The sequence below is a fragment of the Microcoleus sp. PH2017_05_CCC_O_A genome (assembly GCF_020738785.1).
Lineage (GTDB): Bacteria > Cyanobacteriota > Cyanobacteriia > Cyanobacteriales > Microcoleaceae > Microcoleus.
Window position 1 is genome coordinate 45,812 of sequence record NZ_JAEQCB010000025.1, and the last position, 25,441, is coordinate 71,252.

General features: G+C 45.6%; 22 protein-coding genes and 1 other RNA gene. 10 read left to right on the plus strand and 13 right to left on the minus strand.

The window, feature by feature from the left end; all coding sequences use genetic code 11:
• Positions 1-196: 196 nt before the first annotated feature.
• On the plus strand, positions 197-1,549 hold the full coding sequence (gene murD / locus JGK20_RS08055; protein ID WP_293196545.1) for a UDP-N-acetylmuramoyl-L-alanine--D-glutamate ligase: 1,353 nt from the start codon (positions 197-199) through the stop codon (positions 1,547-1,549).
• 82 nt (positions 1,550-1,631) lie between these two features.
• Here the strand turns inward: murD and JGK20_RS08060 are convergent, their stop codons facing one another.
• From JGK20_RS08060 to JGK20_RS08085, 6 genes are all read right to left on the minus strand, one after another.
• Positions 1,632-1,787, minus strand: a complete 156-nt coding sequence (locus JGK20_RS08060) for a hypothetical protein (RefSeq protein ID WP_293177903.1) — start codon at positions 1,785-1,787, stop codon at positions 1,632-1,634.
• A 51-nt stretch (positions 1,788-1,838) separates the two neighbouring features.
• Positions 1,839-2,204 carry a hypothetical protein gene (locus tag JGK20_RS08065; protein WP_293204828.1) on the minus strand — a complete coding sequence of 122 codons (366 nt, stop codon included), beginning with the start codon at positions 2,202-2,204 and terminating at the stop codon, positions 1,839-1,841.
• Positions 2,173-2,355 carry a hypothetical protein gene (locus JGK20_RS08070; protein WP_293204826.1) on the minus strand — a complete coding sequence of 61 codons (183 nt, stop codon included), beginning with the start codon at positions 2,353-2,355 and terminating at the stop codon, positions 2,173-2,175. The genes JGK20_RS08065 and JGK20_RS08070 overlap by 32 nt, the downstream gene beginning before the upstream one ends.
• A gap of 74 nt (positions 2,356-2,429) precedes the next feature.
• Entirely contained in the window at positions 2,430-2,849 is a 420-nt protein-coding gene (locus JGK20_RS08075) for an MAPEG family protein (protein ID WP_293177912.1), read from the minus strand.
• Positions 2,850-2,943: 94 nt separating this feature from the next.
• Positions 2,944-3,603, minus strand: coding sequence for an SGNH/GDSL hydrolase family protein (locus JGK20_RS08080; protein WP_293196543.1), 660 nt, complete (start codon positions 3,601-3,603; stop codon positions 2,944-2,946).
• A gap of 177 nt (positions 3,604-3,780) precedes the next feature.
• On the minus strand, positions 3,781-5,529 hold the full coding sequence (locus JGK20_RS08085) for an ABC transporter ATP-binding protein (RefSeq protein ID WP_293177918.1): 1,749 nt from the start codon (positions 5,527-5,529) through the stop codon (positions 3,781-3,783).
• Positions 5,530-5,887: 358 nt separating this feature from the next.
• Here JGK20_RS08085 and groL point away from each other — a divergent pair, with 358 nt between their 5' ends.
• Both groL and JGK20_RS08095 read left to right on the plus strand, forming a co-directional pair.
• Positions 5,888-7,588, plus strand: coding sequence for a chaperonin GroEL (gene groL, locus JGK20_RS08090; RefSeq protein ID WP_293152181.1), 1,701 nt, complete (start codon positions 5,888-5,890; stop codon positions 7,586-7,588).
• A 616-nt stretch (positions 7,589-8,204) separates the two neighbouring features.
• Positions 8,205-12,440 (plus strand): PAS domain-containing protein, encoded by a 4,236-nt coding sequence (locus tag JGK20_RS08095; RefSeq protein ID WP_293177921.1) that lies wholly within the window; start codon positions 8,205-8,207, stop codon positions 12,438-12,440.
• Here the strand turns inward: JGK20_RS08095 and JGK20_RS34460 are convergent.
• Positions 12,427-12,579, minus strand: coding sequence for a hypothetical protein (locus JGK20_RS34460; protein WP_366038658.1), 153 nt, complete (start codon positions 12,577-12,579; stop codon positions 12,427-12,429). The genes JGK20_RS08095 and JGK20_RS34460 overlap by 14 nt on opposite strands.
• Before the next feature lie 303 nt (positions 12,580-12,882).
• On the opposite strand from JGK20_RS34460, the gene corA reads away from it, so the two are divergent.
• The 3 genes from corA to rnc all read left to right on the plus strand — a co-directional run bounded on the left by corA (position 12,883) and on the right by rnc (position 15,765).
• On the plus strand, positions 12,883-14,046 hold the full coding sequence (gene corA, locus JGK20_RS08100) for a magnesium/cobalt transporter CorA (protein ID WP_293177927.1): 1,164 nt from the start codon (positions 12,883-12,885) through the stop codon (positions 14,044-14,046).
• 126 nt (positions 14,047-14,172) lie between these two features.
• An RNA gene (rnpB, locus tag JGK20_RS08105) (RNase P RNA component class A) lies at positions 14,173-14,607 on the plus strand.
• 435 nt (positions 14,608-15,042) lie between these two features.
• Entirely contained in the window at positions 15,043-15,765 is a 723-nt protein-coding gene (gene rnc / locus JGK20_RS08110; RefSeq protein WP_293177931.1) for a ribonuclease III, read from the plus strand.
• Here the strand turns inward: rnc and JGK20_RS08115 are convergent.
• Complete coding sequence (locus JGK20_RS08115) at positions 15,714-15,929, minus strand: hypothetical protein (protein ID WP_293191225.1); 216 nt, start codon at positions 15,927-15,929, stop codon at positions 15,714-15,716. The two genes, rnc and JGK20_RS08115, sit on opposite strands and share 52 nt — an antisense overlap.
• A 179-nt stretch (positions 15,930-16,108) precedes the next feature.
• On the opposite strand from JGK20_RS08115, the gene JGK20_RS08120 reads away from it, so the two are divergent.
• A complete protein-coding gene (locus JGK20_RS08120; RefSeq protein ID WP_293191227.1) occupies positions 16,109-17,227 on the plus strand; it encodes a Gfo/Idh/MocA family oxidoreductase in 1,119 nt (372 codons plus the stop codon).
• Between the two features lie 114 nt (positions 17,228-17,341).
• On the opposite strand, the gene JGK20_RS08125 is transcribed toward JGK20_RS08120, so the two are convergent.
• The 4 genes from JGK20_RS08125 to JGK20_RS08140 all read right to left on the minus strand — a co-directional run bounded on the left by JGK20_RS08125 (position 17,342) and on the right by JGK20_RS08140 (position 21,758).
• Positions 17,342-17,497, minus strand: coding sequence for a hypothetical protein (locus JGK20_RS08125; RefSeq protein WP_293191230.1), 156 nt, complete (start codon positions 17,495-17,497; stop codon positions 17,342-17,344).
• Positions 17,490-19,568 (minus strand): ATP-binding protein, encoded by a 2,079-nt coding sequence (locus JGK20_RS08130; RefSeq protein ID WP_293177940.1) that lies wholly within the window; start codon positions 19,566-19,568, stop codon positions 17,490-17,492. The genes JGK20_RS08125 and JGK20_RS08130 overlap by 8 nt, the downstream gene beginning before the upstream one ends.
• Before the next feature lie 187 nt (positions 19,569-19,755).
• Positions 19,756-21,027 (minus strand): transposase, encoded by a 1,272-nt coding sequence (locus JGK20_RS08135; RefSeq protein ID WP_293230011.1) that lies wholly within the window; start codon positions 21,025-21,027, stop codon positions 19,756-19,758.
• Between the two features lie 491 nt (positions 21,028-21,518).
• Positions 21,519-21,758, minus strand: a complete 240-nt coding sequence (locus JGK20_RS08140; RefSeq protein WP_293177946.1) for a hypothetical protein — start codon at positions 21,756-21,758, stop codon at positions 21,519-21,521.
• Between the two features lie 31 nt (positions 21,759-21,789).
• On the opposite strand from JGK20_RS08140, the gene JGK20_RS08145 reads away from it, so the two are divergent.
• Both JGK20_RS08145 and JGK20_RS08150 read left to right on the plus strand, forming a co-directional pair.
• Positions 21,790-22,449 (plus strand): class I SAM-dependent methyltransferase, encoded by a 660-nt coding sequence (locus JGK20_RS08145; protein ID WP_293177949.1) that lies wholly within the window; start codon positions 21,790-21,792, stop codon positions 22,447-22,449.
• Between the two features lie 737 nt (positions 22,450-23,186).
• Entirely contained in the window at positions 23,187-23,441 is a 255-nt protein-coding gene (locus JGK20_RS08150) for a DUF2811 domain-containing protein (protein ID WP_293152247.1), read from the plus strand.
• Between the two features lie 39 nt (positions 23,442-23,480).
• On the opposite strand, the gene JGK20_RS08155 is transcribed toward JGK20_RS08150, so the two are convergent.
• Positions 23,481-23,666 (minus strand): hypothetical protein, encoded by a 186-nt coding sequence (locus JGK20_RS08155; protein ID WP_293230014.1) that lies wholly within the window; start codon positions 23,664-23,666, stop codon positions 23,481-23,483.
• Positions 23,667-23,772: 106 nt separating this feature from the next.
• Here JGK20_RS08155 and hemG point away from each other — a divergent pair, with 106 nt between their 5' ends.
• The gene (hemG, locus tag JGK20_RS08160) at positions 23,773-25,236 is read left to right on the plus strand and encodes a protoporphyrinogen oxidase (protein ID WP_293191236.1); all 1,464 of its coding nucleotides are present in this window, start codon (positions 23,773-23,775) and stop codon (positions 25,234-25,236) included.
• The last annotated feature ends 205 nt before the right edge of the window (positions 25,237-25,441 follow it).

Consider the following 25,441-nt stretch of genomic DNA (forward strand, 5'->3'; position numbering starts at 1 on the left):
TTCTTTGAGGTGCTCGCACTATAATAAATGCAAAACTGAGATACTCCCCTTTCATACATAGATGAAAGAGCGCTTAAGCGCAACAACATACCTTTTTTCGTAAATTAAGCATAATGGCCAATAGGCAAAAATTCATGCAAGGTTAAGATATAAACTTAGAAAACCAGGGAAATTCGCTCCATCACACACATAACGTATGCCGATCGCTCATATAATTGGATTAGGAAAATCAGGGATTGCCGCCGCCAGACTGCTCAAACGCGAAGGATGGGAAGTAACGCTGAGCGATCGCTCATCGGCCCCAAACCTACTCGAACAACAACAGCAACTAGCTAACGAAGGCATCAATCTAGAGTTAGGTAAATCTTTTGAACCTGACAAATCCATAGAATTAGTAGTAGTAAGTCCGGGCGTTCCCTGGGATATTCCAGCATTAGTACGCGCCCGAGAATTGGGAATTGAAACAATCGGAGAAATGGCTCTCGCGTGGCGCTATCTCAAATCTCCTTGGGTAGCAATTACTGGTACTAACGGCAAAACTACAACTACTGCTTTAATTGCTGCGATTTTTGCCGAAGCAGGGCTTCATGCTCCCGCTTGTGGCAACATTGGTTATGCTGCGTGCGAATTAGCTGCTTCCGAGAAACCGCCGGATTGGGTAATCGCAGAAATCAGCAGCTATCAGATAGAATCATCGCCGTCGGTAGCGCCGCGCATCGGAGTTTTGACGACTTTGACGCCGGATCACCTCAGCCGCCACAAAACTTTAGAAAATTACTACAACATTAAAGCCCATTTGCTGAAAAATTCGGAATTGCAAATCATCAACGGTGACGATCCTGGTTTGCGACAGCAAGGAGTTGACATTTGGCCGGATGCGTGTTGGACGAGTGTTAAAGGTGAAAAAGATTTGTTGGGAAAACACGCTTTTGGAGCGTACATCGAAGACGGTTGGGTAATTGCTCAAGGCGAGAAAATTTTGCCTGCTGAGTCTTTGCGGATGGTGGGCGAACACAATTTGCAAAATTTGTTGATGGCTGTGGCAGCGGCTAATTTGGCAGGGATAGATCAAAGTGCGATCGCCCGGGCGATCGCGAAATTCCCCGGAGTGGCGCACCGCCTCGAACACATCCGCACCTGGGAAGGCATAGATTTCATCAACGACAGCAAAGCGACTAATTATGACGCAGCGCAAGTCGGGTTAGCTGCTGTCAGCGCGCCGGCGATTTTGATTGCGGGCGGCGATCCCAAAGAGGGCGATGATAATGCTTGGATTGATACAATCAAGGCGAAGGCTGTTGCAGTGCTGTTAATTGGGGATGCAGCGGGCCTTTTTAGCGATCGGCTAGAACAAGCAGATTATAACGCTTGGGAAATCGTCGAAACAATGGAAAGAGCCATTCCCAGAGCCGCAGAATTAGGCAAACAAAACAAAGCTAAAGTCGTACTGCTTTCGCCAGCTTGCGCCAGCTTCGATCAATACCAAAGCTTCGAGCAACGCGGCGATCATTTCCGTCAATTGTGTCTCGAATCGCTTCCCAAAAAGTAGGGCTGCATTACGCGATATCCGCAGGGACACGGCAATGCCGTGTCCGGTGCTGGAACCTACAACTTTATAAACAGGCCATCCCTCAAACACTCTTCCAAATATCCTTAATTTTTGCCTGCTGTTCCCATTCCAGCTCATCAAAAACTAGCATCATTTCCTCATGAGTGTAATCAATAATAATCGCAGCCAACTGAGCCACCGTTTTCGCTTCCAGCAGCGCTAGTTTCAATTTAGTCATTACTTCTTTATCCATTAACGCTAAAACTTTAATCTTGACCTCACTTTGACTTTATTTCTGCCTGCAAATCTCATTTAATTTTGGCTGAAAACTGGCAATCTCAGCAGCACTGATTGTATCATGATACCGCGAGGAGATTAAAAAATCTTCCCGACAAAGCTGAGAGCGCAATTTTTCATCAATCTCCAGAATCTTGCCTTCGGAAGCAACATTTTTTCGCAACAAAGCTGCGATTTCCCGTTCCAGTTGGCGATTTCCTTGCTCGAAGAAATCTTGAGAGTTAGAACGAAATAAACCGCTATTAACTTGTTGAACTTGGCTGATTGTCAACGATTGAGCCGAGACAGCAGCCGGAAATACAAAAAAGAATACTGCCAGCCACAAGCTAGGAATTATTGGTTTGAGAATGCTGTTCATCACTATCGGGAGGACTTTTTACCTCTATTGGTTTCTCGTCTTCTGACTCGCTGGCTAATTCATCTTCTAGTGCGAGTTTTTGTTGCCACTCGGTAAGCTGTTGAAAAAGTTGCTGGTTAATTTGAAATACAGGTTTGTTAGTTTCAGACATATTGACTCCTGAACGAGATTGAAAGAGTTAGATTTACATAAAAAGGTGCGCGCGGCGCACCCTACTAATATAAATTATAGCTGTGAAACTTTTACCAGGGACATGATGATGCCAATCAATGAACCGCCAAGCAAAGTTAAAGTAGCTAAGGTACTAATACCAAATCCTGCGGCTCGTTTTTCCGCCGCTTGGTAATAACCCCAAGCAAACAAAATGCGTCCAACTATCCAAACTGCACCGATACCGGCTGCCCAAATTGGGCTGACAAATTGCGAAAACAGCCATAGCGAGGGCAAAAATAGAATCATTTGCTCTAGGGTATTTTGCTGAACTCGCACTACTCGTTCAAAGTCCGGGTTTCCTGTCATCTGCGGGGGAGAAACTTTGTATTTGAATCTGGCTCTGCCAACGTTGATGGTAACAACGAAGTATAGAATTAATGCTGAAACAGTTATTAGACTAGGCCAGAGTGTGGCGTTTGCTTCTGCGAGCATGATTGGGGATTATTGGGGTGGACTAGATATATTCATTATACTATTTTTCTTGACGACGATTGTAGACTGCGTGGAATCGCAGACGAGGAATTTGTTAACTTAGGTGCGCTGACAGACAAGCTTCAAGAGCACCAGCAATTTTCCGAAATCCTTCTCGGTTGGGATGAACGCCATCGGGGAGATCGTCAAGGCTGAGGATATTATATAAATCAACAAAATCTATGGGCTTCCCTGCTTGTTGTTTTTCCTTGACTAACTCCTCGCTGTTTTGATTGTATAGTTTAACTCGCTGATTTAAGGTGGGTTCAGACATTGGCGGAATTGCAGCGACAAAGAGTTTAACATTGGGTGCAGTTTCAAAAATGCGATCGATTAATTGGTTGAGGCGATAGCTTGCAGTTTCTACTTGATACCATTGTCCGATATTATTGGTGCCGATGAGGAGCAAAATAATATCGGGTTGGAAGGTTTGCAGCCACTCCACAACCCGATCGCAAATTTGTTCGATCAGCCAACCGGAATGTCCCTCGTGATGCTGAGAGAGTAAGGTATCGGGGCCATTGCTTAGGGAACCGACAAACTCAATAGCATAGCCTCGATTCTCCATTGCAGGCTGTAAATCGATGCGATATCCTCCTGGTACGAAGTATCCATCGGTAATTGAGTCACCTAGGGGCATTATTTTGATGGGACTATTTCCCGGTGAATCAGTGTTGCTGGAGAGGCTTGAAGGATCGGGATTTTGATTTTCCACGACTATGTTTGATAAATAACTAAGTTAACTACGCTTCAGTTTGTAGTGAGGACTTCAGTCCTTTTCCCTTTGTCTGAAGAAGGACTAAAGTCCTCACTACGAACCTGGATGAAGAAGGACTAAAGTCCTCACTACGAACCTGGATGAAGAAGGACTAAAGTCCTCACTACGAACCTGTCAGTGCAGCAATTCTTCTAGTTTTTGCTGGTTCCACAAATACTGATAAAGCCCTGTTTCCTTTACCAATTCTGCGTGAGTGCCGCTTTGCACTATTTCTCCCTTTTCCATGACGAATATGCGATCGGCACTCGCGGCTGCTGACATTTGGTGCGAGATAAAAATTACGGTTTTGCGATCGGTTCCGGTTGCCAAGTTCTGCAAAATATCGGTAGCAGTTTGATTGTCCACGCTGGAAAGAGCGTCATCTAAAATTAGCACGGGAGCGTCAACTAACAAGGCTCTAGCTAGTGCTGTTCGCTGCCTTTGTCCGCCGGATAAGGTAATGCCGCGCTCGCCGACAACTGTTTTGTACTGTTGCGGAAAGTTGAGGATTTCGGGGTGGATTTGTGCCTGTTTGGCGGCTGCTTCAATCTGGGGTTCTTCTGCTAAAGGATTGCCGTAGCGGATGTTATTCTTGATGGTAGTACCGAACAGAAAGCTTTCTTGGGGCACGTAGGCGATCGCCCCGCGCAACTCCCTCAACTTCACCTCGGTAATATCCTGCCCGTCTACAAACAACTCACCCGCATCGATATTCAGCAAGCGCGGCAGGGCATTAGCCAAGGTTGATTTGCCAGAACCGATCGCCCCAACAATCGAGACTGTTTCGCCCGGTTTGATGGTAAAATTGACATCTTTGAGCGCGGGTATCTTAGCGCCTGGATAGGTATAATTCAAATTGCGAGCGACTATTTCACCTTTGACAGGAGTTGGCAAGTCCGCTGCATCGGGAGCATCCTTAATTTGCGGTTCCACAGTCAAAATTGATTCTATGCGATCGACACTGACTTCTCCGCGCTGGTAAGCAGTAATGGTGAAACCCAACAGCGCCGTCGGAAATACCAAACGCTCGACATAAATCAGCAATGCCACAAAATCGCCGATGCTAATTTCGCCCTTAGCAATTGCTCCGCCACCTGCTGAAAGTAGTACCAACAAACTGATGCTGGCTAAACCGCCCAGTAGTGGAAAAATAAAGTTTCTAGTTTGGGCTAATGTCAAATTTGCTGATAGCAACTTGGCGTTACAATCGCGAAAAGCTCGACGTTCGTTTTCTTCTTGAGCATAGATTTTAATTACGGACATTCCGCTCATATCCTCTTGAATTAAATCGCTCATCGCCGATAGTTCTTCTTGGACTGCTAGTTGCTGGATGCGAAGTTTGTCGCTAAATAACTGTACCAAAACTAGCATTAATGGATAAACTGCGATCGCCAACAGCGTCAGCCGTACATTAATCCCCAGCATCACCGGCAAAGTCAAAGCATAAGCAAAGGCTGTATTCGCCAAACTCAGCACTGCAAAACCCACCAAGCGGCGAATATTGTCCAAGTCGGAAGTAGCGCGATTAATTAAATCCCCTACAGTATTGGCAGCAAAATAAGACGGTTCTAATGTTAATAAATGATTAAATATTTGCTGTTTGAGGTCAAATTCTACTTGACGCCCGACGCCAAACAGCAGAATCCGCGATGCCATCCGAATTCCCCACATGATTGAAGCTAGTACGAGAATCAGTATCACGTAGTTGAAAACTTGGTCAAATTTAGTCGCCACTTGGAGTGTGTCAACTGCATTCCGAATCAGTAGGGGAATGTAAACGCCCACAGCATTGACAATTAATAAGGAAAAAACGCCCCAGAATGTCGGTTTCCAGTGCGGGCGCATATAAGAAATGAGTTTTTGCAGTCGAGAATAACGAGCCATAGGTATAACAGTTGACAGTTGACAGTTGACAGTTGACAGTTAGTACCGAATTTAACCGTTGATGCGTATAGCAGTTGACAGTTGACAGTTGACAGGGGGCACTCCAATATCCGATCGGGCGATATGTCACAAACCACATTATATCTATGAGGACACGGCAGTGCCGTGTCCCTACAGCGGGTATGTAGGGACACGGCAGTGACGTGTCCTGGGCCACCGTTGGGGCCCGCCCTTTTCCCCAAATCCGCCCCCGCCAGCCCCACACTTCTGAGGGACACGCTACAATCTAAAGTCGATCGACTTAGCACTCAGAGTCAGAGAGTGCTAAATTTGCTAATGTAAGCGCAAGGAGACAAACATGACCAAAATAGTTGCATTTAGCGACAAATCTCGGCGGGCACTGGAACGCGGCGTCAATCAACTCGCCGATGCAGTCCGCATTACCTTGGGCCCCAAAGGCCGGAATGTCCTACTCGAAAAGAAATTCGGCACTCCCCAAATCGTTAACGACGGTATCACCGTTGCTAGGGAAATCGAACTCGAAGATCCTCTAGAAAATGCTGGCGCTCGCTTAATTCAAGAAGTCGCCTCCAAAACTAAAGATATCGCAGGCGACGGCACCACCACCGCTACCGTGATTGCCCAATCCCTCATTCGCGAAGGTTTGAAGAATGTCGCAGCAGGCGCCAATCCAGTCGCACTGCGCCGCGGGATTGAAAAAACGATCGCCCATTTAGTCCTAGAAATCGCTAAATTAGCGAAACCAGTCGAAGGATCTGCCATTGCTCAGGTCGCCACTGTCTCCGCCGGTAACGACGAAGAAGTCGGCGACATGATTGCTCAAGCAATGGAAAAAGTCACCAAAGATGGCGTCATTACTGTTGAAGAGTCGAAATCTCTGTTGACAGAATTGGAAGTTGTCGAAGGGATGCAGTACGATCGCGGATATCTTTCCCCGTATTTCGTCACCAACAACGATCGCATGGAAGTTGAGTACGAAAACGCTCGCATCCTGATTACCGACAAAAAAATTAACTCCATTCAAGAACTAATTCCGCTTCTTGAAAAAGTTGCCCGCACCGGTTCACCGCTGATCATTATCGCCGAAGATATTGAAGGTGAAGCTTTGGCAACTTTGGTCATCAACAAAGCACGCGGTGTATTGAATATCGCAGCTACCAAATCTCCTGGTTTTGGCGAGCGACGCAAAGCCATGCTACAAGATATCGCCGTTCTGACCGGCGGTCAACTGATTTCTGAAGAAGTCGGACTCAGCATTGATACCGCAACACTAGAAATGCTCGGTACCGCCCGCAAAATTACGATCGACAAAGAAAACACCATCATTGTCGCTGGCGACGAACACAAAGCAGACGTGTTATCACGGATCGAGCAAATCCGCAAGCAGCTAGCAGCGACGGATTCTGACTACGATAAGGAAAAATTAACCGAACGCATTGCCAAACTTGCTGGCGGTATTGCTGTAATTAAAGTAGGCGCAGCTACCGAAACCGAACTCAAGGATCGCAAACTCCGCATTGAAGACGCCCTCAACGCTACTAAAGCTGCTGTGGAAGAAGGTATCGTCGCTGGAGGCGGTACGACGCTGATTCACCTGATTACAAAAATTGATGCCATCAGAAGCACTTTAGACGCTGAAGAGCAAATTGGCGCTGATTTGGTTGCAAAAGCTTTGGAAGCACCTTTGCGTCAAATCGCTGATAATGCCGGTGTTGAAGGTTCGATCGCGATCGAGCGAGTGCGGGCTAGCGAGCTGAACATTGGCTACAACGCTCTCACCGACGTTTACGAAGATATGATTGCCGCTGGAATTATCGATCCGGCTAAGGTAGTGCGATCGGCTTTACAAAATGCCGGTTCCATTGCTGGCATGGTTTTGACCACTGAAGCTGTAATTGTCGAAAAACCCGAGAAGAAAAAAGCTGGTGGCGACATGGGCGACATGGGCGGCATGGGCGGCATGGGCGGCATGGGCGGCATGGGCGGCATGGGCGGCATGGGCGGCATGGGCGGCATGGGCGGCATGGGCATGATGTAGTCATTAGTCATCAGTCATTAGTGCGAACGTCCCCCCCCCGAGCGAACGGGGAGCATCTGGGTTTTGCATTTGTAGTGCTGTCCCGCTCGCGTGCTTTATAAAGCACGCGAGCGGGGACAGCACTGAAAGAAAAAATGCTTTTTGCAAAAATGAGATGCTCCCGAGCGAACGTTATTAGTCATCAGTCATCAGTTAGCAGCTAAAAACTGCCTGGTGACTGCTGGCTTTTGATCCCAAAAATGTCTCTAGCGTCTTTCGGGTGCGCACTGCCCACCTGAAGCTATTAAAGATTTTTCCAAGCAAACGCCTCTTTCCCCATCTCCCCCTCTCCCCCTCTCCCTCTCTCCCCCTCTCCCCATCTCCCCCTCTCCCCATCTCCCTCTCCCCCTCCCTCTTCTCCTTTTGTATCCGATGCGTCTTGTTGAAAAAAAGAGCAGATGCTCTAATTAAGTTATATTCCAAAACATACTATTTCCTGAAATTTTTTGTATTATAGGGAACGGGCCGAAAATTGTACCGGGAACGCCAGCAGTAAAGTGCGAAAAAATATTTGAGTGAGTTAAACTAACTTTAGGAAAAATTTAAAGCTTAACTTGCAAGTGATCAAAAAATACCCATGCAGGAAGTTATCAACTCGTTACAGTCTTTTTTCTCTGACTCTGTTGATGCTTTCCTAGAGTGCGATCGACAGCAAAAGTACATATCGATTAATCCTGTAGCTGCTGCTTGGATGGGATTGGATCCGGCTGAAGCAGTCAACAAAACGAATCGGGAATTGTTGAAATTATATCCCAATAATACAGCTCTAAAAAATATAATCTCTCAGATTGATTCCTGCCTGCAACAAGTATTTATCACAGGGGAAAAAAAGCTGGCAATTCACGAGGTGACGGCGGCAGATGGCGGGATTAAAATTTACGAAACGGCTTACACGCCAGCGCTGGATGTCGCTAACAATCAGATGCGGGTGTTGGGTGTCGGTAGAGATATAACCAGGCACTACCGCTGGCAGCAGCAGAAAACTCAACAGTTGCGTCGCTCGAATCATTTACTGTGGTTGAATGCAGCTAACAGTCCCCTGGCAATGGTAGGCTGGGATGAGAATTTTCGGATCGTTCAGTGGTCGAAACGTGCTGAAGAAATATTTGGCTGGACTTCCGATGATATGCTGGGCAAGCATTTCGGCGATTTGGATTTGGTTTGCGAGGACGATCGAGAGGCTGTAAGTGCGATCGAACTCGAACTAGCCTCCGGTAACGGCAATACTTCAATCAATCAAAATAAAACCAAATGCGGACAAGTTATTTGGTGTCGTTGGTTCAACTCGATTATTCGCAGCGGCGACACTTTTACAGTGCTTTCTTTGGTGGAAGATATCACGGATCGCAAACGGCTGGAAGCAGAAAAAGCCCAAGCTTCTCGCCTCACAGCAATGGTAGCCGATGTCGGTATTGCCCTCACCAAACACCCTCAAGATATCCTGCTTCCCTGTTGCGAGGCAATGGTACGAAATCTCGATGTCGCCTCTGCTGAAATTTGGACTTTTAACTCTCAATACAATATTTGCGAGTTGCAAGCAACCTCTGGAATCTACAGCCGCACAGACGAGGTTGCTAGATTTATTCAAAATAAGGTTAACTCGATCGCCGAACAGCAAAAACCACTATTTGACTGCCGATTTGAACTGAATCATTTGGGGCTAGAGGAGCAAGAATGCGGGGAAGCCACGCCAGCACACAGTTCGCAATTAGCAATTATCGACAGCAGTCACAATCGGGGAAATTGCCAAATCCCCAAGCAAATTCTTACCTTCGCCGGCTATCCTTTAATTGTCGAAGAAAGGCTAGTGGGAGTCATGGTAATTGTCAGCCACCAGTCGCTGACAGTACCCTTTGAAGAAACTTTAGGATCCGTTGCCGATGTCATCGCTTTAGGCATCGAACGCAAGCGCGCAGAAGCTGAATTAAAATCAGCTAGAGGGTTCCTCAATTCCGTAGTAGAAAATCTGCCGTTGGGAGTTTTTGCTAAAGATGCTTCTTCGCTAAAATTCGTGCTGTGGAATAAGGCGGGGGAAACGATCGCAGGTGTGACATCTCAAGAGGCGATCGGCAAAAATGACTACGATATTTACCCGAAAGAGCAAGCTGACGTTTTTACCGCTCAAGACAGGGAAATATTGACCAGCCATCACAACCAATCTCTGGTTAAAGAAATAGCCGAAGAGCCGATCCAAACTCGCCACAAAGGTATGAGAATACTGCACACCCGCAAAGTGCCAATTCTCGACGCTCAGGGCGAGCCTCAGTACGTTTTGGGGATTACAGAAGATATCACCGAACGCAGGCAGGTAGACGAAAGCGTGCGCCTCTACGACCAAATTGTCGAGAATATGCAAATTGGTTTGTACGTCTACCATTTGGAAAATATAGACGATGATAGCACCTTGAGGGCGATCGCCTCGAATCCCGCTGCTACGCGGTTTACCGGGCTAGAAATGGCCGACGTTTTGGGCATGACAATCGACGAGATTTTTCCGCATTTGCGATCGAAAAACATTCCCCAAGCATTTGCTGAAGTAATTCGCAACCAAAAAGCTGTAGAAGTTGAAGATATTGACAGCGACGAATCGGGAAAAATAACTCGTGCTTTTTCTATTAAAGCTTTTCCGTTACCTAACAACTCCGTAGGCGTGGCATTTGAAAACATTACAGATCGCAAGTGCCTGGAAGTAGAACTGCAAGTAGCATTGGCACAAACCGAACGTTCGGAACAACTTCTGCGGACGGTAATCGACAAAACCAGTGACTGGATTTTTGCCAAGAATAAACAATTTCGCTACATTTTGGCCAACAACAGTTTAGCCGAAGCGATCGGTAAAACAGTCGAAGAAATAATTGGCAAATCAGATTTAGAATTAGGATTCTCAGAAGAGCTAGTATTTGGAAATTCCGCACAAAATATCCGAGGATTTCGCACAGACGACTCTGCTGTACTGGCAGGCGAAATCATCCACAATCCCTGCGATGCCGCAACAGTTGCTGATGGTTCAATACATATTTTAGATACCAAAAAAGTCCCTCTGCGCGATACTGAAGGTAATATATTTGCAGTGCTAGGTTTTACTAACGATATTACAAAACGCCATGAATCGGAAGCAGCTTTGCGTAGGAGTGAAGCCAGATTTAGGTCTTTGGTTGCTAATATTCCCGGGGTGGTTTATCGCTGGCAGTGCGATTTTTCAACAAGTTTTATTAGCGAGGCAATTTACTTAATAGCGGGCTACCCGGCTGGGGATTTTATTTCGCGTTTGGACAGCAAAGGCAGAACTTTTGCTAGCATTATTTACCCCGAAGATTTGGCAAAAGTAGAAGCAACTATTCGGCAAGGAATAGAAAATAAACAGTCTTATAATTTAGAATACCGCTTGCTAGCAGCAGACAGCACCGTTAAATGGGTGTGGGATAAAGGTTCTCCAGTGTTCGACGCCGATGGGAGCGTTTCCTGTTTGGATGGGGTAATTTTGGATATTAGCGATCGCTACTACGCCCAAGAAGCATTGCGCCAAAAAACTTCTGAGTTGGAATCTGTTTTTCTAGCATTGCCGGATCTGTATTTCCGCCTCAATGCTGACGGCATTATTTTGGATTATTTGTCAGGAAATTCAGGGGATTTGTACCTGAATTCCGACTCTTTTCTTGGCAAACAAGTGACCGATATATTGCCAACAACCGCCGCTAGCCAGCTAGAACAGGCTCTACTGGAAGTTGCCAAAAATAGAACTCCAGTTAGTCTAGAGTATTCCCTATCCATGCCGTCTGGGGAAGAAACCTATGAAGCGAGATTGCTACCTTTTAACTCGAATCAGGCAATAGTTATCGCCCGCAATATTACCAAGCGCAAACAAGCCGAATCAGAATTAAAAGATAAAAATCGCGAACTAGAGCAAACCTTGGAACAATTAGGCCGGACTCAAGCTCAATTAATTCAAGCAGAAAAAATGTCGAGTTTGGGACAGCTAGTAGCCGGAATTGCTCACGAAATCAATAATCCTGTTAGTTTTATTTACGGCAATATTATTCACGCTAACGAGTATGCAAAAAATTTGCTGCAACTGTGTAGTTTGTATCAAAAAAATTACCCGCAACCAGTGACGGAAATCGCGAATTTTGCTCAAGAAATAGAAGTAGAATTTATGCAAGAGGATTTCCCGAACCTGCTGAATTCAATTGAAAATGGAGCCGATCGCATTCGCGAAATTGTTCTGTCTTTGCGAAATTTTTCCCGGCTGGAAGAATCTGATATTAAGCGTGTTGATATTCACGAAGGAATTGACAGCGCGCTGTTAATTTTGCAACACAAAATCAAAGAAAATGGTAAAAATCGCCAGATTGAAATAGTCAAAGAATATGGAATACTGCCACCGATACAGTGCTATGTCGGACAGTTAAATCAAGTGTTTATGAATATACTAAGTAATGCAATTGATGCTTTGGCAAATGTTAGAAATAGAAAATTGGAATTCGCGAGTGCAACGGATGGGGAACGGCAAAATTTTCCTACTTTACCTTTGGCTTGTGACGCATTTCCTTTGATTCGGATTCGCACGGAGGTGTTGGATAACAATCGAGTGGCGATCGCAATTTCGGATAACGGGTCGGGAATGGCAGAGTCTGTTAAATCTCGGATATTTGACCCGTTTTTTACTACCAAACCAGTCGGTAAAGGTACTGGTTTGGGGCTGTCTATCTCCTATCAGATTGTGGTGGAAAGACACAGGGGCAAGCTGGACTGTATTTCCGCGCCCGGTGGTGGCACTGAATTTGCGATCGAGATTCCTATTAAGCAAAGGTAATTGGTAATTGGTAATTGGTAATTGGTAATTGGTAATTGGTAATTGGTAATTGGTAATTGGTAATTGGTAATTGGTAATTGGTAATTGGTAATTGGCAAGGCGAATATATCCGTAGGGGCGAAGCATGACCGCAATCAATATGAGATGATAACTAATAACTTATATGCGGTCATGCTTCGCCCTCTTCCTCTTCCAAAACCAGATGCACCCGTGATTGGTGATTGGTGATTGGTGATTGGTGATTGGTTATTTAATATAGCGGAGGCAAAACAACAGATTTATTATAAAACATTTATTTGGCTGCGATAATTATACAAAAAAAACTGGTTTTCGATACCTCCCTAATAAGTCACATTCAAACTTATTCATGCCAGATTTAATTGGTAATTATCCAAAAAAAATGATAACCTAATTAAAGATACTAAAAGTAAGGAATATCAACATGGTATACAAAAGCATACATACTTCTAGTGCCGTCACCAAACCAATTAAAGATGATGATGATTCCTACGTTGACTATTTTTATGACGATCCGGGAGCGCTACCGGGAACTCTCGATTTAGAACCCGATGCGCCACCTCCTGAGATTGTATTAATTGACTATTGCGAGACAGGAGCTACCCGAGTCCAATTGGCAAATCCTAGAGAAGCTGCTGCCTATTTAGATACAGAATCTGTTTCTTGGGTGGATATGTTGGGATTGGGAAACAAAGAAACCTGGAGACAAATGGGCGAAGTATTTAATTTGCACGTTATGGCTCAGGAAGATGTAGTTAATGTTCCTCAACGACCGAAAGTTGTAGACTATGAAGAACACCTTTTAATCATTGCTTGGATGGTGATGATTAAACCAAATTCAGATAATTTTCATAAAGAACAAGTAAGTTTTATTTTGGGCAAGCATTACCTACTAACTGTTCAAGAAGAACCGGATTATGATTGTTTTGACCCGGTGCGAGTTCGCATTCGCAAAGGACAAGGAACTATTCGCAAGCACAAAGCAGATTATCTGGCTTATACTCTCCTAGATTCGATTATAGATGGATTTTTCCCTGTATTAGAAGTTTACGGAGAGCGGATTGAAGAGTTAGAGGATGAAGTGGTGGTGCGCCCAACGCGAAAAACTCTTGAAAAAATTTATAAAATCCGGCGAGAATTGCTGACGCTGCGCCGCGCCATTTGGCCGCAGCGGGATGCAATTAATGTTTTGATTCGCGATAGCAGCGATTTGATTAGTCCTGAGGTGCGAATTTATCTGCGCGATTGTTACGATCACACGGTGCAGGTGATGGATATGGTGGAAACTTATCGGGAGTTGTCTTCGGGTTTGATGGACGTTTACTTGTCTTCAGTGGGGAATAAAATGAATGAAATCATGAAATTGCTGACGGTGATTTCGAGTATCTTTATTCCTCTTACTTTTGTGGCGGGAGTATACGGGATGAATTTCAATACAGAGAAATCACCGTTGAATATGCCGGAACTGAATTGGTATTTTGGCTATCCACTTTGTTGGGGGCTGATGCTAGCGATCGCCTCTACTTTAGTTTACTTCTTTTGGCGGCGCGGATGGTTTGAGAATTTTTCTACTCTTAAGGATGACTGAACCCAGGAATTCGATAGAATGCGATCGCCACCCAGGACATTTTTCGGGAGAGGGTGTTGATATGTTTGTTAGCTCTGATTTATTTTAATGGGAGATGCTTCGGTTCAGGTACAATAAATCTGGGGAAAAAGTAGGCGCAGGCGGTTGCGGATTAGCGAAAGCTAGTCTGAGGAAAGTCCGGGCTCCCGAAAAACCAAACTTGCTGGGTAACGCCCAGTGCGAGCGATCGTGAGGATAGTGCCACAGAAAGATACCGCCCCCCATTTAGAGATTGGAGATTGGAGATTGGAGATTGCATCAAAAGTCGATCGTCAAAAATCGCAAAGTGTTAGGGGTAAGGGTGCAAAGGTGCGGTAAGAGCGCACCAGCAGCATCGAGAGGTGCTGGCTAGGTAAACCCCGGTTGGGAGCAAGGTCGGAGGGACTATGGTTGGTTTTTTACCGGTTCCGTTCTTTGGTACCGCTTGAGGCGTCTGGTAACAGGCGTCCCAGATAGATAACTGCCCTCGAAAACTGCTTGCAGTTGAGAGAACAGAACCCGGCTTATGTCCGACTTTTTCCCCTCCAATTTTTCGGTAAGGTTCGCCCATCAGCACCCGCACAAATATTTGGGTAACGGAACATTTGGTTTTGTAATGACAAGCTTTTTTCTTAAAATGAATTTGATATTCTTTTCAACAATTCATGCTAGTTTAGACAAGCTCTAAACCTGGATAGTCATCAGCAAAGGAAATTCGCAATTATAATAAAATCCTAAATGCCCAATCCCCAATCCCCAATCCCCAATCCTAAATCCCCAATCCTAGGGTGCATCTGGTTTTTCAAGAGGGCGAAGCATGACCGCATATAAATTATTAGTTATAATCTCATATTTACTGCGGTCATGCTTCGCCCCTACAAACATATTTGCAAAACCCAGATGCACCCCAATCCCCAATCCCCAATCCCCAATCCCCAATCCTAAATCCTAAATCTAAAATCTAAAATCTAAAATCGTATGATTTATCCAGGTCGCCAAAAGCAACTTGAAATATTAATTGAAAAATTGGGGCTACCGAAGGATGCTTCGATCAAATGGCATCTTGTAGATTTAGCTTTGACTCATGCTAGTGCGTCTGCTAAGGCAAATTACGAGCAATTAGAGTTTGTCGGCGATGCTGTGGTGCGGCTGGCGGCTTCGGAATTGTTGTTTGAAATTTATCCTGACTGTGCGGTGGGGGAATTTGCTGCTATTCGATCGATCTTGGTGAGCGATCGCATCCTTGCTAAAATCGCTGACAGTTACGGGTTCGATCGCTATTTAATCGTTTCCAGCAGCGCCGCCTCGGACAAAACAGGCGCAGTGCCCAGGCTGGCAGATTCTTTGGAAGCCTTGCTAGCCGCCCTTTATTTGAGTGCCCAGACGTTAGAATTAGTTCGCCCTTGGCTCGATCCTCACTTTCAGCGCCTAGCGGCGGAAATTCGCAGCGATCCCGCCCGCCAAAACTACAAAGCTGCCCTCCAGGAGTTGACTCAAGGCAAATATAAAACTTTGCCCAAATATAGCGTGCGAGAAACCGGGACAGTACAGGGCGGCGAGGATCGTTTTACCGCCGAGGTTCACATTCAGGGAGAGTTGGTAGCAGAGGGAAAAGGTCGATCGATCAAAGCGGCCGAACAAGCAGCGGCTCAGGCAGCTTTCAATAAATTAGTCAGTAGTGAGTTGACAGTTGACAGTTGACAGTTGACAGTTGTAATTGGGGATTGGGGATTGGTAATTGGTAATTGGTAATTGGTAATTGGTAATTGGTAATTGGTAATTGGTAATTGGTAATTGGTAATTGGTAATTGGGGATTGGGTGCAGCGGCTTGTGCAAGCAAATATGTTTGTAGGGGCGATCGCATGACCTCCGTCAATATGAGATTATAACTAATAAATTATATGCGGTCATGCTTCACCCTCTTCAAAAACCAGATGCACCCTTGGGGATTGGGGATTGGAATTGGCATTTTTTAGGATTCAAAGAGATCCAATTATTACCAATAATGCTATAATGGGTGTGCGATTCTTGAAATTATCATCAATGAAAATCGGAATAGCTGTATTGGGTGCCGGACGCTGGGGAGTTAACCTAATTCGCAACTTTCTCGAACATCCCAACAGCGAAGTTTTAGCGGTGGTAGACCCGAATCGAGATTCATTGGTGGCTGTCCAAAAACAGTTTCATCTGCATCCCTCGGTGATTCTAGCTACCGATTGGTCACAAATAGAAGCATTGCCGGGACTAGATGCTGTGGCGATCGCCACTCCAGCCTCCACACACTACACCCTCGCAACCGCCACGCTGCAACAAGGCTACCACGTCTTAGTAGAAAAACCCCTCGCCCTCAACCTCAGTGAAGCAATAGAACTCTGTAAATTAGCCCAAAAACAGCAGCGACAACTCTTCGTCGATCACACTTATCTGTTTCATCCCGCAGTCGATCGCGGCCAAACGATTATTCAGCAGCATCAACTCGGAACCTTGCGCTACGGTTACGCCCAGCGCACCCATTTTGAACCCGTGCGGCATGATGTTGATGCCCTTTGGGATTTGGCCGTTCACGATATCGCTATTTTCAATACTTGGCTGGAACAAACCCCTATTCAAGTCAGGGCGACTGGTACTGTATTTCCGAAGTCAGAAGTCAAAAGTCAGGGGGAAGAAGCAATAAATCAAGCAGAAGGATTAGCAGATTTAGTTTGGGTAACGCTGACTTATCCCGACGGATTTCAAGCATTCATTCACCTGTGCTGGCTAAATCCCGACAAACAGCGGCGCTTAACAGTTGTTGGCAGTTTGGGAACTTTGATTTTTGATGAAATGTCGCCGGAAACTCCTCTAATTTTGCAGCGTGGTGGTTCAAATCGGGGGGGCGATGAGGATAATTTTGGCGAAAGTGCGTTAGCGAAGCCCGCCCCTACGGGGGCTACGCCAACGAAGAGGATCGCGTCGCCACCCACAAATCTCAGGTACCGGGAAGTGTTAAATTTAGAACCAGCAGAGCCACTGCGGCGAGTGTGCGATCGTTTCCTCAACTGCGTGCAAACAAATACCCCTTGTCCTAGCTCTTCCGGTGCGGCTTCCGTCGAATTAATCCGCATTCTCAGCACTTTGAGCAAATCCCTCGAACTTGGCGGACAGCCCCTGATACCATTTTAGATTTTAGATTTTAGATTTTAGATTAAGAAAATTATATTATAGCGGTTCTCAGAAAGATTCGCGGACGTTGTTGGGCTTGGGCCCTCTTAGTTTAGTGGTTATACAAGATGTCAGTCATACCTCATCTTTTTGAGAAAGGCTATATGTCCGTTGGAACGATCGCCCTAAAATTGGTTTGTAGTGAGGAATGCGAGTCCTCATAAAAATCCGAGGACTCCCATTCCTCACTACCAACATTTTTTGTAATTCACCAGACATAATATCAGTCATAACTTTTGAAATTTCCCTTTTCCTTTACCAAGTCCGGGCTGTGAAAATAAAAACTTGACTGCTGATTGACAGGCAAAGAAATCATCACCGCAGTACCTTGATCCACACCCGCGCTGTGCAGGGTAATGCTTCCGATCATAGATTCCATGATCCTTCGGGAGATAGCCAAGCCCAAACCGTTACCGCCAAACTTGCGAGTTGTAGAACCATCCGCCATCACAAAAGGTTGAAACAATTTCTGCTGCTGCTCGGGATCTATACCAACTCCGGTATCTTTAATTGTCACCACAACCCAATCGCTTTGGGTGTTGTTGGCGATCCTCTCCGAGGGCTGCGCTAACGCATTTTCCGGCACACTCCCGTTAAAACTACCAGAATTAGTCCTGGCTTCTAACCGCACAGATATACTAATGCTGCCCGACTCTGTAAACTTAACGGCATTGCTCAACACGTTTAAAAATACCTGTTTTAGCTTCTCCGGATCCGCATGAACAATAATCGGATCGTGAGCAGGTGGCAAGTTTAATTTTAAACCTTTTTCCTCAATTTGAGCCGCTTGCAAATCAATCGCGTCTTCAAGTACCTGAGTAATATCAACTACTTCTAACATCAGGGAGAAAGTGCCGGATTCTATTTTAGCAATGTCCAAAATATCATTAATAATATTGAGCAATTGCATTGAAGAGTCATGGGCGCGCTGCAAGAACTCCATCTCTTCATCTCGGTCATCGCAGTAGCCGTCACGCACAATTTGAATAAAACCAATAATTCCGTTGAGTGGCGTTCTCAATTCGTGAGAAATATTTCCCAAAAATTCATTTTTTAACTGATTGGCAACTTGCGCTTCCTTGGTTGCGATTTCCAATTCTCCTGCCCAGGTTCTGAGGCGCTGCACCATGCTGTTGAGAGCTTCTGATAGTTGATTAAATTCTCTAATTTGAAAATTTTCCGGCACTGCTAGGGGCGCTTCTGCTGTATCCACTGTCTGCGCGTAGTCTCTCAGTTTTTCCAAAGGACGCGCTAAGTCGCGAGACAGATATAAAGTCGCGATGATACTAGCAGCAACCAAACCCACAATTAAATTAAATAAAACTTGCTGAATTTCTTCCAAACCTGACAGAGCATAATCTAAACGAGAGACAGCTAAAATAATCCACTTGCTGTTCTCCTTTCTAGTTGAAGGACTCGGGATAGCAGCGTATCCTGCTAGCAACTCTACGCCATTTCTTTCAAAGGAAAATAGGTGGAGAAAAGCCTGTCCGCCAGCCATCGCCCTTCTGAGAATACTTTTTAGTCGATCGGCATCTGCCTCAGCATCGATATTGCGGCCCACGCGGTTGATATTCGGATGCGCCAAAATCGTCCCATCTTGGTCGATCGCCACCGTATAGCCAGCTAGAGAACCCTTCGGAGCACTGGTTTGCACCGGCAGGGCCGACTGCAAACTCAAAGCATAACTCAACTGCCGGGTGTTGCCCCGACGAGTGTAAACTGGAGCGCTCAGCACCAAACTAACTTGGCTGTCGCGAGCTTCTTTACTCGCATCTGGAAAATCCTCACCACCCGAAGCCACCTTCTTGCTGCTGGCTTTTCCCTGTCGCTGGAGAGGCCACGACAGACTGATGTAAACGCTCTTGTCATCCAGCAGAGTTTGCTGCTGCTGCACAGGCGGCCAAAACTTGGCAGGTAGCGACTGAATCGGCTGCTGCCCGCAAGTGCTAGCTATCACTTGATTTGTCTGTACATTAGTCAATTGCAAGCAATCAACCTGGGCTGGCAACCGCTGCCCTAATTGCGCGATAAACTTTTGATAATCCTTCGGCTCTACAGACTGCAACATTGAGTTTTCCGAAGCGCCGATCAGATTGGACTTCAGCGATTTCGACCACTGTTCAATAGTTTCTGCTTTTCTGACTGCACTTTCTGTCAAGTTTAGACGAGCAGTTTCCAGAAGCGTCGAGCGTGCCTTGCGATAGGTAACATACTCCCCCACCAGTAGAACAGGTACGCTGAGCAACAAAATCCGCGACAGTAAAATACGGCGAAAGGAGGATTGACCTAACTTAACCATAGGACATATCAAAATTAAGGTGCAACACCAACAGCGACCATAGTGCAATCAACCAGACGGAAAGCGCGAATCGGTCTAGGGTGCCCTGCTGACCAGACAACACAGCTTCAAAACAACATTTAAACACAATTATAGAAGCCACTGTAGTAATCTCGATTCTAAGTGTGCAACACAAAACTTACTCAAATCAAGCATTTGGCTTAAATTGACGTTTGCTTCCTGCTTCAACCAAGGATGACGGCATCTTGTTGTTCGCAGGCCTTAATTGGGCGCTTGCCTCAGGTACAATGCTCTGGCGGGCATTTTCCAGAATTATTGCTGCATTTAGATTGCAATTGAGGGAAACACCACATCGATCGCAGCTATATACAGGTTCCTTGAGAGGCATTTGCTGAATATTGCCACAGCAAGAACAGGTTTTAGACGAAGGAGACCACCTGTCAACCAGTTCTACCTTGGTTCCCCAAAATGCCACTTTGTAGGTCAAAATTCTGCGGAATTCATCAATACCTAAGCTCTCCAGGTCGATCGCTAATTTTTGATTAGCGATCGTGCCAGAGATATTGAGGTCTTCAATCCGAATCTGGTAGTATTTTCGGCTGATAATATCAGTTGTTATTTTTTTTTGCCCCAAAATTCGTCTGAGGTTAGCAATATCTGCGGGTTTTATTGGTAATTTTTGGTAGTATTTCCAGCCATTGTTAGATGCTCTAATTGTTTGAGTACGGTTCCCTGATTTCTGGTTGCGGTTGTACCACCGATTCTTGATCGACTTGATTTTTGATATTTTCAGGATTTGTGGTGCGATCGTGAATAAGCCATCTGACAACGTGGCAAAGCATTTGACACCTAAGTCAACACCAACAGTCTGAACTTGATGCACTCTGTGTAAATTTTTGTCATCAACAGGCAGATTCCAGGAGACCAACCCTTTGTCTGCTGCCCTAGAGATAGTGAATGTTTTGCTATAACTCACAAATGCTATTGGTTGCTTGAGTCTGAATTTTTCCAAACCAGGGATTGTGCTTTGCTTCCTCTTGAGTCGGACTTGGCGATTAGTAAATGGCATCATTGCTTCACCCTTTGCAGGATATACTCCTGATTTGTTTTTGCTGGTGAAACTATCACCTTTCTTTTTAAATTTGAATCGAGTCAAGCCTGATTTACCTAGTCGCCACCCTTGGATAGCTTTACCTAAATTATTCAGTGCTGATGGATAGATAGCTAATGGATAGCCTTTTATCCAAGCATACTCAGGCTTGATTTTTACCTGATTGGTAAAGATTTTCTGAATATCAGCTAATTGTTGAGAATCACTGGCTTTGATTTCTTCAAATTGCCATGACTGGGTTAGTATGGATAATCGCAAGTTATAAACAAGCCTCGCCAAACTTGCACAGCCATCTAGCAAAGAGCGTTCTTTATTATTCAGTTTTAGCTCTTGTTTCAGACTGTACATTGTTTTACCCTATTTGCAGGTATATCTGCAAATATATCAACAGCTAATAGAAAATGTCAATGACTTTCAAAAGGCACAATAGATTAGGTTTCCTCCCACACAATGAAGAACCATTTGATAAAATTCCACTACAAGCCAATGTAAAAGTAGGTGTGAGATCGAAAATAAAGGCGAGAGGGGATTGGCACAACCGTCTGAGACAAAAATTGGATGAATGGCTGCAATAATGGGAGCGAGATACGGAGATTTGAGGGATTTAGGCAGAAATTTTGCACGTCTGGTGACCAGTCTTTACTTAAAGATGCTCAGCAATTTGTTGGGCAAATGGCTGTGATTTGAATCACACTTCCATTTTCAATTCTCGGCTCGATTTGCAGCCGATCGCCCAGGGGTAAAATCTTTCAGGCTGACAGACGGCAGTGGGTTGAAGGTAGAATGGCATAGATGCACGGTTGCGACCGAAGGTAAGAGGCAAAAACTTGTGTCTCGGGCTAGCGATCGAGAGAGACTTCTGGCTCGATCGCACTTTGGGTCGCGAATGCCTTCGAGGGATACCCCATCAAATGGGCGATGCGAGATTTTGCACCCTGGGAAAGATTTTTTGTGACATAGGATTGATGCGGTAACAATAATTTACCTGTCAAACAATGAGACGATCGAGTCGCCGATCGACTCTCACAACCGTAATTCTGACGAACATTAGCCCAAACAGTGCATCCACGCCACGTCAATTTGCGACCTCGACAATAGTCTCATAGAGCGATGAAAAAAAACTCCACCAATTATACGTATTATTACACAAACAACCGTCCCAGATATCATCACGCTTATTTGGTATCTCCCCTTCTAGAAATGCTGGCGACACTTCAGGATGCCAGCCCGACAAAACTCCGAGTTTTGGATCTCGGCTGTGGCAATGGCAGCCTCAGTCACGTCATCGCAGAGTACGGCTGCGAAGTTGTCGGCGTTGACACTTCTGCACCCGGAATTGCCATCTCCCGTCAAAGTTTCCCAGAGTGTCAGTTTATCCAAGCAGATATTTATGAACTCCCCGATACCGATATGCTGAACTCATTTGATGTTGTCTTAGCCATTGAAGTAATCGAACACTTACTTTATCCGAAAGAACTGGCTAAAAATGCCAAATTATGTCTAAAGCCGGGAGGGATGCTAATTATTTCCACACCCTATCACGGCTATTTTAAAAACCTGATATTAGCTATTTCCGGCAAGTTAGAAAAACATTTTACCGTGCTTTGGGACAACGGACACATTAAATTCTTTTCAGTAAAGACCCTGACTAAATTATTGACTACAGAAGGATATACCGACATTAATTTTAAATTTGCTGGTCGGTGTCCCTATCTTTGGAAATCAATGCTATGTTCTAGTAAATTCAAAGAAAAACCTGAAAATTTATAAACTTTTATTGTTTTTAGTGGCGCTCAGTCAGCCGAATTAATTTCCTTAATTGACAATCAGCCATCAGTCCAAGTAAAAGATAAATTTCAGATTCAAAAATAAAATGACTGTTGGCGTTTGGCGCTCGAAAGGCTATGGCGGTTCTCGAAAAAGTAAAGTATGCCCACGGAAGCCACTCCAGGCCTATGCCTTATGTACCTCATCTTTTTGAGAAAGGCTATATTGTCGGGTCGGGGGTGCAAGTTCGATCGGGCTCGATCGGGCGAAAATGCCTGAAAAGACCAATGACCAATGACCCATGACCCATGACCAATGACCCATTAATCGCCTTTGCAATTCTTATTTTTTCCCTGACTTTTCCCTCAACATTCCACAGCGTTTCCACAGGCAAGTCTGAGGTTTTCCACAGATTTCAAAAAGTTTTCCACAGAAATTAACGGTACGGTCGGATCTTGCTGCGGAATTGGGGATTTCGTTAACCTCTTGCCAAATCCCTGATATAAACCTCTCATATGTAAACTTATGTAACAAAAAAGCCTCAAAAGGCTTATTTTTGCGTAAATCTTTTTTTTACATAAAGGAGTTTGTAATATTTTGCAACATTGACAAACCCACCTATTGATACGCACAATGATGCGACCGACCTAAAAAAAGCGCTCTGATTTCGGCTGTGCCTGTACCTGTATCCGGCCGAAAAGGGGGTTCTATTTTCAATTTATTAGCGAGACTAAAAAATGATGAACCCAACAGTCAGTATTTTTGCCGAAATTCCCGAAACGCTGCACGATTCTCTCAAAATTTACCTGGAAACTCATCCCGAATGGGATCTCGATCGAGTATTCTCCGCCTCCCTGTCGCTGTTTTTGTTGCAGAATGCCGATAGCGGTACGCCGGAAGCTTCCCGCAGCTACCGCCAAGCTGCCAGGGTTTATCTGGAAACTCTGTTTCAATCGCCTCAAGACTTGCACAGCAATAATGTAAGTCCTTTTTAGTTAAAGAGAGGGAGAGGGGGAGAGGGGGAGAGGGGAAGATTAATCGACAATTTTTGAGAAAAATGCTTTAGAAATACGGGAGAATTTACCGATTTTCAATTCCCGATTCCCAATTCCCAATTCCCGATTCCCAATTCCCAATTCCCGATTCCCAATTCCCGATTCCCGATTCCCGATTCCCGATTCCCGATTCCCAATTCCCAATTCCCGATTCTCAATTCCCAATTCCCAATTCGTTAATCTGCAAGCGGTTTTGCGGTATGCCCAGCAAAGAGCGAAAGCCGTGCAAACCCATGTAACATAAAGATTGCGATATTTTTATATATGTAACATGGAAGTTTTAGATACCTTGATTGTGGGTGCGGGGATTAGCGGTTTGAGTTTGGCGCACGCACTTCAAAAAGAAGCAACGAGTGCATCGCCACGGGCGATTTTGGTGGCTGAGAGTCAGGGACGTGTGGGCGGGAATATCACGACTGCGACAGGGGAGGGGTTTCTCTGGGAGGAGGGCCCGAATAGTTTTTCGCCGACGCCGGAGTTGCTGAAGTTGGCTGTGGATGTCGGTTTGAAGCAGGAGTTGATTTTTGCCGATCGCAAATTGCCTCGTTTTGTTTATTGGGAAAAGAAGCTGCAACCGGTGCCGATGACTCCTGGGGCGATGATTCAGTCTCAGTTGCTGAGTTTTCCGGGGAAACTGCGGGCGCTGTTCGGGGCTTTGGGGTTTGTGGGGCCGGCAATGGGTTCTCAACTTTCGCAGCAGGGTGATGAGGAAACTGTTTCTCAATTTTTCCGCCGTCATCTGGGAAAGGAAGTGATGCAGCGCTTGGTGGAACCTTTTGTGTCTGGGGTTTATGCGGGGGATCCCCAACAACTTAGCGCGGCGGCTGCTTTTGGCCGGGTAACAAAGATGGCTGATGCGGGTGGCGGGCTGGTGGCGGGGGCGCTGCTTTCTGCTAGGAAAAGACCCCCCCAACCCCCCCTTACCAAGGGGGGGCTAAAGACTGTTGCAGACCCGAATATTCCGAAGACTAAGCCGGGGGAGTTGGGTTCGTTTAAAGGGGGGTTGCAGGCTCTGCCAGAGGCGATCGCTGCGAACTTGGGCGATCGACTGAAACTCAACTGGCACCTGACTCGACTCGATCGCACGGAACGCGACACTTACATAGCTGTATTTTCTACGCCCGACGGACAGCAGGAAGTTGAGGCCCGAACCGTAGTTTTGACAACACCGGCCTATGTTACAGCCGAGTTGTTGGAGCCTCTGCAACCGTCCGTTAGCAGCGCTTTACAAGCTTTTACTTATCCTACGGTTGCCTCCGTTGTATTGGCATATCCGATGTCGGATCTCAAGGGTAAATTAGTGGGATTTGGAAATTTAATTCCGAGGGGGCAGGGAATTCGCACTCTGGGGACGATTTGGACATCGAGTTTATTTGCCGATCGCGCGCCTGCGGGCTGGCAAACTCTCACCAGTTATATCGGCGGGGCTACTGATTCGGGAATTGGCAATCTTGACGCCGAACAAATTGTTGGGGAGGTGCACCGAGATTTGTCTCAGATTTTGCTGAAGCCGGAGGCGGCGCAGCCGAAAGTGTTGACTGTGAAAATTTGGAAGCGGGCGATTCCTCAGTACAATTTGGGTCATTTCGATCGCCTGCAACAGATCGATCGGGGCTTAAAATCTTTGCCGGGGCTGTATTTGTGCACCAACTACTTTGGCGGTGTGGCTTTGGGAGATTGCGTGCGGAGAGGTTTTGAGCGGGCTCAAGAAGTGGACGAGTATTTGAACGGATAGTATCGATAGTTTTGAGTTGCTCCGGGTGAGCCACAAGCACTCGATCTAGCGCGTGGGAAGGGTTGGCTTACAAATATCTGGATGTCAATCGAAGATATTGGTTAACCAACCGCTCGTAAAAACCTGGACAAAGCTACCCAAAAGTAGTCAATGTTAGACATCTACGTTAGTAATTTTAGTCCACAGTCCTAAAACTACAGGAATA